Origin of the sequence: Salicibibacter cibi (genome assembly GCF_016495865.1) — a bacterium.
Taxonomy (GTDB): Bacteria; Bacillota; Bacilli; order Bacillales; family Marinococcaceae; genus Salicibibacter; species Salicibibacter cibi.
The window spans coordinates 3,366,067-3,383,681 of sequence record NZ_CP054706.1 but is presented as its reverse complement, the minus strand read 5'-3'; the positions used below and the strand labels follow the sequence as shown (position 1 = coordinate 3,383,681).

The following is a 17,615-nucleotide window of genomic DNA, read 5'->3' as shown; positions in this document are numbered from 1 at the left end:
GCGCAAAAATCGTTACAACGCAAAAAGCTCTCTTAATGTTATTGTTGACAACTGTTTTATATTTTATTTGGCTTTATCAATTATTTAAACGGGCGCGGTTGGTTCATTCAAGGGATACCCTTTATCATCCGGGATGGGCTATTGGCTACCATTTCATACCGGTTCTAAACTGGATTATGCCCGCCTCTATCATATGGCGGCTTAATAAAGAGCAGGTGAAACGGTTAAATGTCCCTTCCTTGCATCTAGGCATTATTATATGGTGGGGGTTTATTCTGTTATCCGGTTTCATTACATTCACATTTAGTTTTAACCTGGATGGGGAGGCAGCGATGACAGTCGGAGATATGCGTTTCGATGCCATCATCCGTGCGATTTCTGATCTGATTAGAGTCATATCAGGTGCTACTTTATTGGTTCTTATTCAGATGTTGACAAAACGCTTATTTATGAGTGAAGTTGTTGAAACACGAAAAACTTCTGTGGCAGAACGATAATAAGGCTGTTAGTAGCAGTATGCCTAGCATTTAAATATTCTTTATAGGTCTCTGGGTGGGGAAAGTTGTTGTAGCTGTTAGTTAGCCAAGGCAAGTCCGTCTCAAGGAACCCGGAGACAACTCTTCTCCCTGAGGGGACACGGCCCTGTTTTGGTCAGCTCACTTGATGCCGACAGCGAAAGCCTTAAAAATCTTCTTTCAAGCTATAGAGTGTAGGGTTAGAAGGGTGAAATGAAATGAAGCACATAAATGTTTGAGTTTAATGCTGCTAATGGTCCTCTACTTTTGTACGAATGATGACCTGCGGAAGAAGATGATGAGCAAGCGGAAGAATACTTGAAGGAAAAGGTTGTCGAAACAGACGGATCGGAGGACGATGACATTCAGTTAGGTGATCTCGGTCGTTTTGCCGGGGATGACTTGGAAGAGTGGATGCGCGCGGAACCGGGAACTTATCACGAAGATTAGTGGTCTATATCAGAAGTTTCTTCCAAAACTCCTGTTCACATTTCGCCGATAGATTGATAAAGCGGACTAGCACCCATCGCACCTCCGAGCCAGTGGTTACGGTCTTTTTAAAGTTCACAACGTCCCCTGAATTGGCAAAAACTGCTGATATGGAGTACATTGCAAGATCCAACGTCCTCCGAAGTGGCAGAAACTGTTGATCTGAAGGACGTTGAAAGGTCCAACGTCCCCCGAATTGGAAAAAATTTTTGATCCGAGGGACATTGAAAGGTCCGACGTCCCCTGAACCGGTAGAAAACGCTGATCCGGGTGCATTGAAAGAGTCGATCGGGGATGGAATAAAATCCTTTATCACACCCCGGAGTAGCGCTTTTTTGTATATGAGTGTACATTGTGGTTTTTTAGCCTCTAATAATGGACCCGTTACCGCCTTCCGGAAGGAACTTTTGAAACACTAGGATGATTATGAAGAAGAAATTCTTCAGACGTTACAAGATGTGGTTGCTGATGGATCTGAGGAAGGGGAACTGTTTTATGTCATTTTGATTTAACGGCGGAAGATTATGAATAGGATGTTAAATCGCATCCTATAGCAAAGTTCCACGCGAGTGGGATGTTTTTTAGTAGGTAAGAAAGTATAAATCAACTTTATTACCTACATCAGTGCAACCGGAAAATATTCAACGATTCTCGTTATTGAGTTGTTGTTTTGTACTTTACTTGGCTTTTTAGTTACATAAACGGATCTTCATTTCAAAGAGACAATCGATCACCCTGAAAAAGAGAAGCGTTCGACCGCATGAAACGCGGCCGAAGAGGATGTTTATTTTCAGGTGTTCAAAACGATCTATACTTATCAACCACTGCTCAGTCCAACTTTATCTCTCTTCAAAGGAAAGATTCAGCGGTTGATCCGGCAATTCCGATTGATCTTCCGCGTTAGTCGTTGGAACGCTTAAGTCTACTTCCTCAAAGGCAAGGGAATCGACCCATACGTCCCCGGCGCCTATTAACAGAAAACCGAATGAGATGACATGGCTGTCTTTCGGAATATCAAGGACGATAGAGTAACAGTTCCAATTGGTTGTGCCATTAATGGGGCGTTCCCCCATATTATCGAACTGAGAAACTTCACCTCTCTCATTGTCTACGCGCATCCATAAACCTGCCATGGATGCTACGTCTTTCGTTTTTACGAATCCGCTTAGTCGCATTCTTTTTTCAATATAGGCTTCAGCGTTAAATTCCTGCATCATCGTTGCGAATTCGTGTCCGGCCAATGCCTCGATCGATTTTAAATAGCCTGATGCTTTTCCTTCGTGAAATACGCGATGGTCGGGGATGTGTGCCACCTTTAATCCAGCCCGGAACTGTTGACATCTGCTCTTCCTCCCTTTTGATCACGTATGGTTGCATCAATTTTCGGTATTTTGCCGGTGGAAATTGATAATAATGCTTGAACGCGCGAGTGAACGCTTCCTGCGATTCAAAACCGACGGTATGCGCGATGTCAATCACTTTCATATCAGTATTAATTAACATTTCGGAACCGACAGCTGCACGCCTTCGGCGAATATATTCAGATACTGACAGATGATAGGCATGACGGAATAATCGTTGGAAATGGTATGCGGAATATCCCGCAATTGCCGCGAGGTGTTCTAACGAAAGTCTGGCCGATAAATTTCTTTCCACATACTCAATCACTTCTTGAAAAGACTCGCTCCGCAATCCCTTCACCTCTTTCCCTGATTTTATTATAGCGAAAAGATGGCCCAAAAACTTGATCGATCTTGCGAAGATGACTGGCAAAGGATCGATGTGAAGCTATGCCGCGAATCGTTGGTTTCTTTAGTTTTTCGGTGTGTGTAACCGTTGAAAAGAATAACCGGGAGGACAATAATGAGCATAACAGTTGGTTGAATAAGCACGGATTGTTCTTTTCCAGGTATTCTTCAAGATCATCCTGATTCGAAGCAATGCCTGTTCATAAGATAAAGATTCTTCCATTTTTTCATCACTTGTTTTTAATCGAAATGTAAAAATCCAATTGGAATTTCTATTCATTATTTGACAATTAATATTGAGATATGATTCTATAAAGAGGATTGATTTTAATTCATAGTATATAAGGAGGATTTTAGGAGATGGAAGTCAATCATAGTAACATTCGTAACAGGAAAAATCGTAAAAAAATTGCAAAGCGTGTATCAGGGTTATCCCTTGCAACTACGCTAGCTGTAGGAACTGCCCTTTTTTCGTCACAACATGATGTTGGACACGCACAGTCGGAAAACATTATGGATTCTGATGAAGCGCTCACAGAGTTTCATAGCAACTACAACGATGAATATGATTACACGGTTCATAGCCTTCATAATTCGGGTACAGGCAATATTGATTATGATGATATTGATGCGTTAACGTACATAGTCCAAGTGCCCGATGAATTATCGCATCTTTTAGAAGATGGATCGGCAGACAGACTGACGGACCCCAGTGACACACTATCCTTTATGGTAACAGGGAATGTGATCGAAGGGGATGGCGAGGAAACAACGATCAATCGATCTGAGCATCAACCCGGGAACTTTGTTGACATCAACCCTGACACAAACACTGTCGCGTTTGATTTTTATAGTTTTTTTGAAGACAATGACTTAGAACCGACCGAGTCTGACGCTTATCAATCATACGGGTTTGAAACACCGTTCACCGTTGATTCAGAAAATGCCATCCCGATTGGTGAGTATGAGTTCGAAACGGCATTGGTCACAGGCGGTAACGTGGACTTAGATTCCGTATCCGGTACGGAAACCGTTACCCTGTCGGTAGATGAAGGACCAGAACCTGAGGACCCCGACGACGGTACTGAAGATCCAGTTCCGGAGCCCGAGATTGATCTGCTCGGCGAAGATCCAATGGAGATAGACGTAGGCACGGATTTCGAGGATGTTGATCCGGGAGTAGAGGCGACGGATGAAGAAGACGGCGACTTGACGGACGCGATCGACGTGGACACGAGCGAGCTTGACACGAGTGAGCCTGGCGAATATACGGTGACCTATAGTGTCGAAAACAGCGGAGGCGAAAGCGCGTCGGTAGAGCGTGACGTTATCGTTATCGTTATCGAAGACGAAGACGAAGACGGCGAATGGGTCTTTGATGCCACAGGTCAAATTGTTACAGGTGTTCCTGGATTAGAAGCCTCTGAATTCGTCATGAACTTTGGGTTTGATGCATCAAACTTCACATCTGAAGACGTTGATAGTGTAAATATTGAATTTGATGTTCCGAGTGACATCACCGTCCATGAACCCGATGAGTACATTGAAGGCGAGATCCCTGAATCCCTTGAGGATTTCTTTGAAGAAGAAGGCATTGAAGGGTTTGAATCCCTTGATATCGAATGGGATGGCAATACAGCGACTATTGACTTAGACACGATGGCATCAGATGAAGGGTATCATGGATTTTTCAATGGCTTTGGGGAAAGCAACCAAGCGCTTGAAGAACTTGGTGATGTTACAGTAACCCTTTTTGGAGACGATGACGAAGAAATAACACAAATAGACGTCCCGTTTGAAATCGTTGAATTCGATGGCGATGTTGATGAGCCAGTGACACCGGGTAACGGCGGCACTGAAAATGGCGATAGTGCTGATGGTGAAGACGGCACTGGAAACGGCGGCAGCACCGATGAAAGTGATGACACTAGCGGCGACAGTGAACGTACTGATGATGAAAGTGCTGATGAAGTAGGCGGTGCGTTGCCAGACACGGCAAGCAATAATCCATTAATGGCATTAATCGGCTTGGGAATTGCTGCTTTGGGTGCTGCATCCATTTTCGTTCGTAAAAAATTGTTAACTGCATAAGGGTAACTCTATATGGAAGCGTAGGGGCGGGTGAAACCGTCCCTTTATTTATTTAATCGCACAATGAGCATGAAATAGGCTATTCGCAAATATCAAGCATCCATGTGGATAAGAGGGCTCCAAGGTTTAGAAATAAAAAATTGATTTATAGCAAACGGAACGTGACTTTGTAACAATACGTTCCGTTTCGTTTATTGTATTTATCTTAAATGAGTATCCTTTGCTAACAGGAACATATCACCAAATGATTTATCGTTAGGAGCAATATTAACATTCTTTTTATCAGTACACGAAAGAAAGTATTTCTCGTTAAATCAACTAAAATACTATAAATATTCATTCACAAAGGTGTTATCTAAGCCATTTTGATTATAAATAAAAATACGTACCTAGAACTAAAGCTTCATTTTACAAGAATATGAAAAATATCCCCATTAAAATATTTAATCCCACAAATAAGGATGGTAGACTTAGCAAATATAAGCTAAGTTTTGGTACTAAAAATATAGAAACCGAGCTAAAGGTAGGTATGAAGCAAGGGGAAAATAAATATGAATATTCTATTGGATGAGAGTCTTGGGTTGAATGAAATAAATCCCGAAATATCCTCTCACTTTACAATTAAAACTAAATCAATGACTTTCGGTAAAAAGAGGCAGCAACTTACAGGTACAAAAGCATAAAAGATTTAAGGAGGATCTGTAAATGTTTGACTGAATTCGAATATTTTATCTTATTGGGAATCTCCCACAAGTATTTTTAGATAATACTATGAAGTGAATTGGGAATATATTTCTATTTGAAAGTTTGATTGTTGCTAGTAAACTAAGAAAGTTAAAAAGATGGAAAAGAGGTCAAAGTTCGGATGTTGGAATCTAGACGAAGAGCGTTAATATTTCTAGGACTAGCATTAATTATTGCACTCATTGCAGGTTTATTATTTTTTCAACAAGTACAAAGTTTACAAACAGAATTGGGAGGATCAACGGAAGTCTATGTAGCTGATTCAAACGTTCCATCTCGAGAAATGATTACAGAGAATAATATATCTACTATGGAAATCCCGAATCGCTTTATAACATCTTCTCATATCACTGATCCCTCAGAATTGGAAGATATGGTATCAGTAGTACCGTTAAACGAAGGGGATCTGCTTGTTCAAAACATACTGAGACCTTATTCGGATGTTACAGATGAAAATCACCGTCTGGTTGCCTTGCACCAAGGGGACGGGGTCCAATTTGATCAGGAGCTTGAAGCGCTTGACAGAGTAGATATCGTTGTCTCTCATTCGTTTGAAGGTGAAGACGAGACAGAAGTTCTGATGAGTGATGTCCCTGTCGCTATGGTTATGCATGGAGGTGAAGAAAATGCAATGACTGGGGCTGCCCTGGAAATTCCCACAGATGATGCGACAGAAATCATTCATATGCAAAATTATGCTGATTCTATACGTGTCTTAAAAGCAAATTTAGGTGAAGGTGATGTGGATTTACAGGAAATGTTAGAGGAGACAGAAATACCTGAAGATGAAGGCGATCCAGATGAGGAGGATGAGGATGAAGATGAAGATGATTAATGAAGGATGTAGACAGCAATGGACGCTAAAATTTTATTAATCACAGATGAAGTTGGGGCTTTTAGAGATCAATTAATGGATATTTTGGAAGAATACCCTAATACGGAGAGTGTCACTTTTTCTGAAGTAAAAATGGAGATTGATCGCATTTCACCCGACATTATAATCATGACTGAAACTGATGGTGAACATGAAATTGATTTACTTCAGTATATTCAAAGAGAAATAAATTCATCAATTATTTTGTTCATTAGCCAGAGTCATGACTTTTTCTCGCTTCGTGAAACGGTACGCGCTGGCGTTGATGATTTTTTTGTCATCCCTGATGAAGTTGCTCAATTCAAGGATCGTTTACAAAAGAGTGTTAAGTTTTTTAGCGAAGATAGTGAAAAAACGAGTAATATTTCGCTAAGGCGAGGAAGAGGTAGTGTTGTTTCGTTTTTTAGTGGTAAGGGCGGAGTTGGAAAAACACTGGTAGCTTCAACTTACGCACAGACATTGCAGCTGGATTCAAATTCAGAAGTGGTTCTTCTGGATCTAAACCTCCAATATGGCGGGGTTGAAACCTACATGAACATAGACAGTAATCGCTCGATTGTTGATTTACAGCCGGTTATTAATGAGCTAAATGAGAATCATATTCGAAATGTAACAGAGGCCGAGGAACACTCAAAAATTGAGGTGTTGTTAAGTCCGAGGGATGCAGAAAAGGCGGAGAATATTACAGATGCAGATATCGCAAGGATCATCCGAGCATGTCGCAGAAGTTATGACTTTGTTGTTATCGACCTTCCAGCTGAAATGAATGCCAACACACATGCTGCTTTGGAAGAATCTGAAAAAATTTACTACGTTATGAATCTTGACACGATATCATTACGCATCTTCAGCCAGGTAGAGGAATTGTTCACAAGATTGGGTATGGATACCAGCGATCGGCTGGAATTAATCGTGAATATGAAGAACAATACGAATGAGTTGAAACTAGATGATTTGAAAAACTTCATTGCAGCTAACATCTCATCCGTACAACTTAGAAGAGATGAGAAAGGAGTACAACCCTTGCTCAATCAAGGGGAACCCTTGCGAAAATCAGCAGAAGAAAAGAAACTATCTGCTCTTGCGAAGGATATTAGAAAATGGGTACATACCCAACATAAGAGTTAACATTTTGTCGAAGGAGGAGGATACCTGATGTCGTCGCTATTTAAAAATAAAGGTAATAATACATCTACTTCGACTCGCCAGCTGTCCTATTCTTCGTATGATGAAGCCTATACTGAACGGCTATTGGAACATTACAAAGATCGCTTATTAAATGAAACGAACTTAGACCACTTAACAAGTATGGAAGCGTCTGAAATGCGTGTCACCATAGAGCGCCTTGTGAATCAATTCATGAGTGAAGAGAAAGTCGTGCTTTCAAAAAGAGGTAAGGATTCACTTATCGATCAATTGGTAAACGACTCTGTGGGATTCGGTCCGCTTGAACCTTTACTTAATGACAGTGAAATCACTGAAATTCTCATCAATGGTCATGAGGAAGTCTACATCGAAAAGAACGGGCAGCTGACTTTAACCGAATTGAAATTTCGTGATGAGGCCCACTTAAGGCATATCATTGATCGTGTCGTCGCACCACTTGGAAGGCGAATTGATGAAAGTTCACCGATGGTAGATGCTCGATTGGAAGATGGGAGCCGTGTGAATGCAGTCATCCCCCCTGTGAGTCTTGACGGAACATTAATTTCGATACGTAAATTTCGCAAAGATCCCTTTGAAATGGAAGACTTGATTGACTTGGGGACTTTAAATGACCCAATTAATGAGTTTTTAACAGCAATAGTTACTGCGAAGTTAAATGTTCTTATTTCTGGCGGGACAGGTAGTGGTAAAACTACCCTGTTAAATTCACTATCGAAATCAATTCCGGAACAGGAACGCGTGGTTACGATCGAAGATTCTGCGGAATTACAATTAAATCGAAGTAACGTCGTAGGTATGGAGGCGCGCCCGCCTAACGTAGAGGGTACAGGTGAGATTAGTATCCGACAACTGGTGAAGAATTCGCTCCGAATGCGACCTGACCGCATTATTGTTGGGGAAGTTCGCGGTCCTGAAGCGTTTGATATGTTGCAGGCGATGAATACAGGACATGAAGGGTCATTAACAACTGTCCACGCCAATTCACCCTTTGATGCATTTAGGCGTGTCGAGGGTATGATTATTATGGCAGGTATGGAATTACCAGCTCATGTCATCCGAGAGTATATCGTTGGTGCCGTTGATATCATTATTCAAGGTGAAAGACTTACGGATGGAAAGAGAAGAATTGTTTCTGTCTCAGAGGTGAACGTGCAAGATTCTGGTCAAGTAGAAATCCGTGATATCTTTCGTTTTAGACGTGAAGGATTAGATTCTAATGGAGAGGTTCTGGGGGTCTTTGAAGCGACGGGCAATATCCCGAATTGTTTAGATCGTTTGAAAGTGCATGGTGCCGAAATAGATGAACGAATATTTCAGCCGGAAAGTGTGGTGGGTACCCGTGACGCCAGCTATATTATTTAGTATTGCCGTGCTTTTGGCACTTTTAGGTCTCTACAATTTTTTGGGTCATCGAGCTTCAAAGAAAGAATGGAAAAAGAAAATAGGAGGCTGGTTTGATAAAAATCAGGAAAGAGAGAGCTTTATTGTTGTACTAGGCGAAAAATTTGACCGTACGGTGCATGCTCAAAAGGTTAAAGACCAATTAATTAGAGCCAATGTACCTCTTAATGCATCGGAATTCTATGCATTCCTCATTGTGGGTGGACTTGGCGTCGCATTTCTGGCTTCGAATTTTTTTAACATCGGAGTATTTATCAGCGTATTGCTCGGTGCGGTTGTCATGGAAATCAGCCGTCGATCATTATTCTATTTTCGAAGGCATAAGTACCAGGAACGTTTGAATGCTCAACTCCCGGATATTTGTCGGATACTTGCCAACGGTACCCGTTCCGGTATGACATTGAACCAAGCTATCAGCCTGGCGGCTAGGGAGCTCCCTGAACCTGCGAAAAGTGAATTTCGGCGTATGAATAACGAGTTGGCTCTCGGCGTTGATTTTAACCATGTCCTGGAACAGTTACAGGTGAGGGTCCCCAGTAGAGATTTTCAAATATTCGTTGCTACATTGATCATCCAGAAGAAAGCGGGTAGTGACCTTTTTGCTGTACTTGATGAGATGGCTAATACTTTGGATGAGCGTAAAATGTTGGCTCAGGAAATTAAGTCTATGACAGCTGAACAAAAATATATCGCGTATATTTTACCCGCTATGCCGATTGCGCTCGTTTTGATGATGAACATCGTTATGGACGGATTTATTGATCCCTTGTTTTCCGGTGTTGGTTTAATACTCCTTGCCTTATTCGTCGCAGGAACAGTGCTAACCTTTTTCCTCGTACGAAAAGTAACAGATATAAGGGTGTAATCTTATGGATGGCTTGATTTTTGTAACACTCGTTTTCTTTTATTTATTTTTGATTATGGGTTTAATCTCTTTTTATCGATATCTCGAGCAACGAAGAGAATTGAAACAGCATGTTCATGAAATTGCTGAACTAGAAACTAGTTTAAAGAATGTAGCCACGCGTAAAGAGAAGGTATTATCCAAAGTATTCAAGTTCTCCGATGATTTATCTGCATTAGGCCATAGAATTAATTTTTTCAGTGAAACGATCGATGTAGAAAAGTGGTTAATGCTGTCTGGTTATCCGTTAGGGCTGAGTGTTGATCGTTTTCAGGGGCTTAAGATTTTTTCACTCCTTTTCGGAGCTGTAGTCGGTATATTTCTATTCGTATTAGGATTCCCATTCGGGTCACTTTTGCTGATTACTCTACCGGTTCTCGGTTATTTTTCAGTTATTTATTGGTTACGTTCGAAAGTCAAAAAAAGGCAAGAAGATTTGAGCAGAAATTTGCCGGATTTCATGGATACCGTCAGTGTAACGTTACAAGCAGGTGTGGGATTAGATAATGCCTTACGTCAAATCAGTCCATATTTCAAAGGACCGATTCAAGAAGAGTTTAACCGGTTTAATCAGAAAATCAGTTTAGGGGTTCCGCGTGAACAAGCATATAATGAGCTCCTGGAGCGGAATGATAGTTATGAGTTTCAAAAATTAATAAAAGGTTTGATTCAGGGTGCACAACTAGGCGTCCCCGTGTCAAAGACTTTTAAAATTCAATCAGAGGAAATGCGCAAAATTAAGAAGGAACAAATCAAAGAACAAGCCTCAAAAGCATCTCCGAAAGTGACGTTAATAACAACCTTTGTTGTCCTGCCAACAGCAATGATCCTTATAGGCGGATTAATGGTCCTAAATCTTCTATTCGGAGATCATGGCGTCTTTGATGTGTTGCTATAAATATTACTAATAGCCTCTCGGAATTAGAAGGCGACGGGGGTGGTTCGAGGCAAGAAACGGATAGACAATAGGCCTAAAATGGTTTGAAGCATATGGAAATGAAAACCATTTTCAAAAAAGGGCATACGTGCAGAATTTTGGATGTCGTTTTTTAAAACTTAAGCAGCGGCAGGGCAGATAGTCGTTTTGAGCTGGTTCCAGTCGTCTTTTTGGCTTTCATACCAGGCGTCTATGTGTTGGCAGATCATAATGCCATAAATACGCATGTACCACATCATCGTTGATCGGTGTCGACCGGCTTCCAGTTGATAATCATTCTTCTCGCGTTTGTTTGTCCGTTCGCTTGAAGTGCGGCGTTTGTAGATGTCTTTCCACGCTTGAGAATCGCGTGGCGTTTTGGGAAACAAACGCAGGTTGTCACTTGATTTCGTGTGATAGGTCCGGCCGTATGTCGCGTCCGAACACCCGCAGGATGGCGTGCAGCGCCACTTCCTGCGATTCTGGGATTTGTCGAAGCCATTTGGTTTCATTTCACGACCGTTGGGGCAGATGGGAATGCCCTCGGGTGAAATCTGAATATCACTGTTCGTTTCGATATTCTTTTTGCTTCTGTTGTTCAAATCGATGAAAGGCTCGGTACCTTGCTTATCCAAGAGCTCATAGATAGCCTCGGCGTCATGAGCGGCATCGAGAAGCATACGATTCACGGATCCCAAGGTGTAGCGTTGGTTGAATTCAACCGCGCTCGCGACCAAACTGACGGCATCATGCCGGGATGCCGGATGCAGACGTGGATACAATGGCAGGTCATGCGGGCTGTCCGCGGCCGCTAACATATAGAGATGATAGCCGTTAAAGTACTTCTCACGGGAGCTGTCCCATCCACCGTCACAATCCGGCTGGGAATAGATGCGATGATGATGGCAGCCATAAATCCCGTTCGCGCGACAATCACAGGTCGGTTTGCTTCGCCGGTAAGCTTGCGTGACAACAGGCGTACCATCCCCGGCGACACTGAGCGCATCAGGATCTCCGATCAGGCCTAGGTCCGCAGAAACCTTTAAGATATTCTGTTCGAAAAACTGAAAAAGTGGGTCGCCGGGCAATGGTTTGACGATGTCCATATGGCGTTCCGACCATCGTGCGAAGCGTTCGACTTTACCCGGTTTGTAATTGGCTTTTTGGCCTTTCTTTCCTTTTTGGCCCTTCTTCTTGTTCTTTTTCGGTTTTTGCTTCTTGGGTTTTAAGTTTTTGGTCGCCTCGGGCCAGAGGCGCTCGATAAACTCATAGAACGTGCCAACCCCGGGGATATCATCAGGAGAAAAGCCGCTCAAGATCGCGTAAATAGGTGTGCGTTTCATTTCGTTGATCCATTGGGTGATCCCGATGCCGGGATTTGTGAACAAAAAGACGAGATAGGAACGCAACATGGAAGCCGGATCGCGGGGTTCTGGCCCTTGATCCGCATACTGCTCCATCAGTTGGCCGGTAATGCCTGAAAGGTCGGCTTGCCAACATTTGAGGATGAGCGGCCAATCCTGACTCAAATGGATAATGGAGCGTCCGTAGTGTTCCTGAAGTTGTTCAAGGACAAAGGTTTGATACGTGTCATGAGGAAAAACCGTTGGTTTCAAAAGAAAACCCCCAAAAATCGTAGTAAAGGAAAATACATTCCCTTCACCGGCGATTATGAGGGTGATTTGAAAAAGTCAAGGGCTTACAGACCCAATTATAAAAGAAATTTTCGTGATTCACATGACTGGATTTAAAATTGAAAAGATAAAAATCTCCTACCGAAGGTAGGAGGATAGCAAAATGGGTGCGACAAGGAATCCCTTGCCGCGCCAGCCTTGGCGAATGCCGAGAGGCTATTACTAAATTAAGGAGGTGAGTGACATGAAAAAATTGTGCCAACAAACATATGTAAAGCTCTCATCACACCTAAATAATCAAAAAGGTGCGCAATCACTTGAATGGTTAGGTATAGCAGCCGTTATCATCATTCTTCTAGGATTGCTATCTACAGCATTGTCTGAAAGCGGAGATACGGTTGGCGAAATCGTGGATGATATCTTGGAACAAATCCAACAAATGGTTGGTGGCTAAAGTAAAGTTTTAGTTGATGCATTTAATAGAGGTGTAACTGAGTTGCACCTCTTAATCTAAAGGATCCGACGATTACATACTACCTTATGATAATACTATTTATACATATTATTAGCTTATAAGGAGGCTTCCGCTATGGATAGGGTAAACCACTTTGTAATAATTCCTATTATCGCTTTAATTATTGCTGCTACCGGTTGTTCAGGCGAGGAGGATACTGAACAGGAAGAGGAAAACGAAGTAGAAGATGAACCAAGTGAAGAAGAACAGGATGAAGAAAATGATGCAACTGAACAGCAGCAGGATCCCAATGAAGTATTGGATGAACTTGTAGCGGATGTCAATTCTCCTCCTGAAAACTTGGATGAAATACTGGAACAAGATCCCGGACCTTTGTCAGGACAACGAATGGATGATTATGAAGAAGAGTTTCTGGAGGTCATGGAACCGTTAATGGAGTTTGAAGCTGATGAATGGGAGGAAACGGAAGAAACTTACGAGAAACTTTGGACACTCATTCATTCCTGGGTCGCGACGGATTTCCCTGATCCTGACAATATTATACAGCAAATCCGTCAAACACAAATTGGTCACCCCGACTTTGAAGATGAAGGGCAGTTTTCGTTTGAAGATCAATTTAATGCTCAGATCATCCTCGATGCCAGCGGCAGCATGGCCGAAGAGATAGATGGCACATCGAAAATGGACATCGCTAAAGATTCAATAGCATCCTTTGTTGAAACATTACCTGAAGATGCCCAAATCGGTTTACGTGTGTATGGTCATGAAGGGGATAACACAAATGAAGGAAGAGAAGAGTCTTGTAATAGTTCAGAGCTTGTTTATGACATCCAGGAGTATGAGGAAGACGAATTTGCCGACGAATTAGACGACGTGGAACCTACCGGCTGGACGCCTATCTCGTATTCTTTGCAAGAAGCGGAACAAGATTTCGAAGACTATCCGGGAGAAGAAAACACAAATATCATCTATCTCGTCAGTGATGGCATTGAAACGTGCGATGGCGACCCGGTTGAAGCAGCCGAACAACTGAGCTCTTCAGAGGTGGAACCTTTTCTCAATATCATCGGCTTTGATATCGATCCTGAAGGGCAAGAAGAACTGCGTGAATTGGCCGAAATGACGGAAGGGACGTATACGAATGCGGCAAATGAAGACGAATTAACCCAGCAACTTGAGCAATCGGAAGAGCTTTCGGAGCGCTGGGAGGACTGGTTGAGTGGGGCTGAGGTTGATGCAAGCAGAGACTGGTATAGTATGAAGCATTCAACAATTGCAGGTTATAGAAATGATTGGACAGATTTAATGCGTGCTCAGGATTATGCAGCTCGCTCTGATATCGCTCGTTTTCTTAGAGATGAGGAGATCATTTCAAATGAGGCAAGTCAGTACATTCAGTCTGAATCAAGTGACCTGCAAAGCATGAAATGGGATATCGCCGATGAGATTCAAGACGATCTGCAGGACATTAATGAAGAAAATTATGAGGAAATGGTCGAAGACATAGAAGAATTACAAGATGAATATGTCAATGATTAACACATCAAGAATGAAACATAGAGCCAAATAGCAAAGTTTTGGAGGTTAAATCTCATGAATAAAACATTTCGCAGGCTCTTTGCTGGCGTAATAGCGATTTTTCTAACGTTTTCACCTTTATTTTCATTGACTGGTTTAGCGTTCACACCGATTAATCCCGGTAGTCCTATAGAGCCGGGAGACCCCATTACTCCCGGTGATCCGATAGAGCCGGGCGATCCAATTATACCTGGGGATCCGCCTGAAACGGGAGATCCACCGGAATCCGGGGATCAACCGAACCCCGGTGATCCCATTGAACCAGGGAGCCCAATTACACCCGCTACACCGATAGCACCCGGTAACCCGATTACACCTGGTGATATACCTGAAGGATCCGCTCCTGGCGAAGGAGACGGTTCTGGCGGAGGTGACCTTCCAGGAGGTGGAGACAGCCCTGGCGGCGATGGCCCCGGCGGGGGAGACGATCCCGGTGGAGATGGAACTGAAGGAGGCGATGGCCCCGGCGGGGGAGACGATCCCGGCGGAGATGGAACTGAAGGAGGCGATGGCCCCGGCGGGGGAGACGATCCCGGCGGAGATGGAACTGAAGGAGGCGATGGCCCCGGCGGGGGAGACGATCCCGGCGGAGATGGAACTGAAGGAGGCGATGGCCCCGGCGGGGGAGACGATCCCGGCGGAGATGGAACTGAAGGAGGCGATGGCCCCGGCGGGGGAGACGATCCCGGCGGAGATGGAACTGAAGGAGGCGATGGTCCCGGCGGGGGAGACGGTCCTGGCGGAGATGGAACCGAAGGAGGCGATGGCCCCGGCGAGGGAGACGGTCCCGGCGGAGATGGAACTGAAGGAGGCGATGGTTCAGGCACGGGAGAAGGCCCTGAAGGAGATGGCTCAGGGTACGACGATCCATATGGCAATAACCCATACGCAGCAGATAGAGAAATTGGAGATCGTTATGGAGCAAATGACGGAGAAGCGGTAGCAAGTGCAGAATTAGACGATTCTCCAGCGTCTGATATGCTATCAATGCCGGGTGAAGTTTGGGATATTATGAATCCGGCAAATGAAGGGGATGTAATGTCCTTATCAAATACTGTTATGGGAGCAGCAGATGAAGGATTAAGCTTAGTTGATGATGCACTGGATCTTGGACGTGGAGGTCTTCATGCGTATTTCGGCGATGATATAGTTGGTGCGTTTACAGGTACCCAGGCACCTTATACTAATTTTACGGACAGCATGAGAGGTTGGTTTAATAACAATTTAAATCCTGCGTCCGATGGATTTAGGTCTTTAACCACTAATTTACGAGGTGCTGGCTTTGTTGGAGCGGGGTTAAGTGTAGGCCAGCATGTTTGGGATTATACGGTAGGTGATAAATCTGGTGGTACTGCATTTGCTTCTGAAGTCATTACCGATGTAGGAATCGTTGGTGGTGGAACTGCAGCGGCAAGTATTGGTACGGGTGTTGCTGCAGGTGCTGCTGCAGGATCTATAGTGCCGGGTATAGGAACCATCGTTGGAGCAGGAGTAGGTATAGGTGCATCTCTATTTATGATGAGTTCTACAGGACAAAGGTTAAGAGATAATATACAGTCCGGGGTGCAGTGGACTCTTGATAAAGGTGCAGAAGGAGTAAATAAATTAAGAGAGATTCGAAATGATGCTGCTAAAGCTGTAGGAGATACTGTAAAAAATACAGCTAGTAAAGCTTGGGATGGCGTGAAAGGAATCTTTGGAGGTTAAAGGTGTTGATAGGATGCAGAATCAACGGGAAGTAGTAAGCGAACGGGAGCGCACAGAGAGGAAAGGAGCGTTAGGACTTATAAGTATCCCAGTTCTATTGAGCATTTTTGCAATTGCAACACCTGAATTTGATTGGTTCTATGCATGGTTCCTTTCAATCATAGTCGGTCTTTTGATCATCTATGGAGTAATCAATGTTATAACAAAGAGACATCATGACAGGAAACAAAGATTTATCTATAATATAGTTGTTCTCAATGTTAGTGCGCTCGTTATGCTCATCATGGCATGGAGAGTCTATGATGAGGCTTTATGGTTAGGGCTAACGCTATTTATTGTTTATGTCCTTGTGTTAGCCCTCGCTATTATAAAAAGAAAATATTTATTGGGTGTTATAAGACAACCGAGAAAAAACCCTGTTGGAGGGAAAATTTATGCGACTGTTTTGTTAGTGTCTGCAGTTATTGGACCTTCAAGCTATCTTTATGCAGTAGCGATTAGTTCTCAACATGGAACAGGAGTAGCCATGACAGTTTTAGCTTCAATGCTTGTTCCTTTCGCTTATCTAATTGTATTAGTAATAGTTCCATCATATGAAGGTGTAAAACAAGCCAGTGAATAGTAATTCCCACGGAAGGTTGCGATTACGAATGGATGTAGTAAAAGATGCGTTTCGTTTATATAACCAAAATTTGATAAATGTACTTATTTTATCAGTGGTGATCGTCCTTCCCTTGTATATTTTAGAATTTTTTATTCGTGTAGGAGCTACTCAATATTTCGGTATTAATAACCTTGAAGTGGTAGGCACATTTGTGACAATCGTTATAGCAATCACGATTTTGATTCTAGCTCAGCTACCCTTTATTTCTATGTGTGCAACATCTCTCGTTCATGAAAAAGTGAAAGTTTCAGATAGTATCAAAGTCTTTTTCAAATATTTACTTCCTGTCATTGGTAGTACCATATTGTTTATTTTTGTATCGATTGCTGGGTTGTTTGCATTTGTGTTGCCGGGAGTGTTTTTGCTCATTATGACGGTTCTCCATCCATATGTTGCGATCATTCACAATAAACATGGACGTGATCTTCTAAGGGAATTACTTCAATGGTTTAGAACTTCCTTAGTTGATGTTGGGATTTTTGTGCTCATGTTCATTTCCCTTAACGTGTTTTTGACTGCCATTTTAACTTTTAGCACCTCGCTTGTGACAGAGTTACCGCTTGCGATGACCATTATGCAGTTATCTGTAAATATTCTGATCATACCGTTATTCGTTTGCGTTATTTCAATTATTTATCTTAATCGGCACCAGGAGAGCTTTGAAGTATATGAAGCCGCCAATTTCTAAGTGAATTTGAAAAGGAAGGG

14 protein-coding genes and 1 pseudogene are annotated in these 17,615 nt (G+C 42.8%); 13 read left to right on the top strand and 2 right to left on the bottom strand.

The genetic code is table 11. The annotated features are described in order from the left end of the window. Positions 1-35 precede the first annotated feature (35 nt). The gene (locus HUG20_RS16840) at positions 36-497 is read left to right on the top strand and encodes a DUF4328 domain-containing protein (RefSeq protein WP_200085836.1); all 462 of its coding nucleotides are present in this window, start codon (positions 36-38) and stop codon (positions 495-497) included. 336 nt (positions 498-833) lie between these two features. Further along, a complete protein-coding gene (locus tag HUG20_RS19675; protein ID WP_281392444.1) occupies positions 834-965 on the top strand; it encodes a hypothetical protein in 132 nt (43 codons plus the stop codon). Between the two features lie 878 nt (positions 966-1,843). Here the strand turns inward: HUG20_RS19675 and HUG20_RS16835 are convergent. Beyond that, positions 1,844-2,696 (bottom strand): annotated as a pseudogene (locus HUG20_RS16835) (helix-turn-helix transcriptional regulator). Positions 2,697-3,112: 416 nt separating this feature from the next. Here HUG20_RS16835 and HUG20_RS16830 point away from each other — a divergent pair. The 6 genes from HUG20_RS16830 to HUG20_RS16805 all read left to right on the top strand — a co-directional run bounded on the left by HUG20_RS16830 (position 3,113) and on the right by HUG20_RS16805 (position 10,831). Then, entirely contained in the window at positions 3,113-4,843 is a 1,731-nt protein-coding gene (locus HUG20_RS16830; RefSeq protein ID WP_200085835.1) for a DUF5011 domain-containing protein, read from the top strand. Between the two features lie 865 nt (positions 4,844-5,708). Next, on the top strand, positions 5,709-6,422 hold the full coding sequence (locus tag HUG20_RS16825; protein ID WP_200085834.1) for a CpaB family protein: 714 nt from the start codon (positions 5,709-5,711) through the stop codon (positions 6,420-6,422). A gap of 18 nt (positions 6,423-6,440) precedes the next feature. After that, entirely contained in the window at positions 6,441-7,589 is a 1,149-nt protein-coding gene (locus HUG20_RS16820) for a CpaE/TadZ family protein (RefSeq protein WP_200085833.1), read from the top strand. 27 nt (positions 7,590-7,616) lie between these two features. Next, on the top strand, positions 7,617-8,990 hold the full coding sequence (locus HUG20_RS16815) for a TadA family conjugal transfer-associated ATPase (RefSeq protein WP_200085832.1): 1,374 nt from the start codon (positions 7,617-7,619) through the stop codon (positions 8,988-8,990). Further along, positions 8,968-9,894: a type II secretion system F family protein gene (locus HUG20_RS16810; protein ID WP_200085831.1), complete on the top strand. Its 927-nt coding sequence runs from the start codon at positions 8,968-8,970 to the stop codon at positions 9,892-9,894. Before HUG20_RS16815 ends, HUG20_RS16810 begins: the two co-directional genes overlap by 23 nt. A gap of 4 nt (positions 9,895-9,898) precedes the next feature. Then, on the top strand, positions 9,899-10,831 hold the full coding sequence (locus tag HUG20_RS16805) for a type II secretion system F family protein (protein WP_200085830.1): 933 nt from the start codon (positions 9,899-9,901) through the stop codon (positions 10,829-10,831). A gap of 158 nt (positions 10,832-10,989) precedes the next feature. On the opposite strand, the gene HUG20_RS16800 is transcribed toward HUG20_RS16805, so the two are convergent. Continuing rightward, positions 10,990-12,465 (bottom strand): transposase, encoded by a 1,476-nt coding sequence (locus tag HUG20_RS16800; RefSeq protein WP_200084121.1) that lies wholly within the window; start codon positions 12,463-12,465, stop codon positions 10,990-10,992. 262 nt (positions 12,466-12,727) lie between these two features. On the opposite strand from HUG20_RS16800, the gene HUG20_RS16795 reads away from it, so the two are divergent. From HUG20_RS16795 to HUG20_RS16775, 5 genes are all read left to right on the top strand, one after another. Next, complete coding sequence (locus HUG20_RS16795) at positions 12,728-12,937, top strand: hypothetical protein (protein ID WP_090399096.1); 210 nt, start codon at positions 12,728-12,730, stop codon at positions 12,935-12,937. Between the two features lie 135 nt (positions 12,938-13,072). Next, the gene (locus HUG20_RS16790) at positions 13,073-14,497 is read left to right on the top strand and encodes a VWA domain-containing protein (protein WP_200085829.1); all 1,425 of its coding nucleotides are present in this window, start codon (positions 13,073-13,075) and stop codon (positions 14,495-14,497) included. Positions 14,498-14,551: 54 nt separating this feature from the next. After that, positions 14,552-16,243: a YtxH domain-containing protein gene (locus tag HUG20_RS16785; RefSeq protein ID WP_200085828.1), complete on the top strand. Its 1,692-nt coding sequence runs from the start codon at positions 14,552-14,554 to the stop codon at positions 16,241-16,243. Positions 16,244-16,256: 13 nt separating this feature from the next. Next, a complete protein-coding gene (locus HUG20_RS16780) occupies positions 16,257-16,865 on the top strand; it encodes a YwiC-like family protein (protein WP_200085827.1) in 609 nt (202 codons plus the stop codon). A gap of 28 nt (positions 16,866-16,893) precedes the next feature. Further along, positions 16,894-17,595, top strand: a complete 702-nt coding sequence (locus HUG20_RS16775; protein WP_200085826.1) for a hypothetical protein — start codon at positions 16,894-16,896, stop codon at positions 17,593-17,595. Positions 17,596-17,615: the final 20 nt, after the last annotated feature.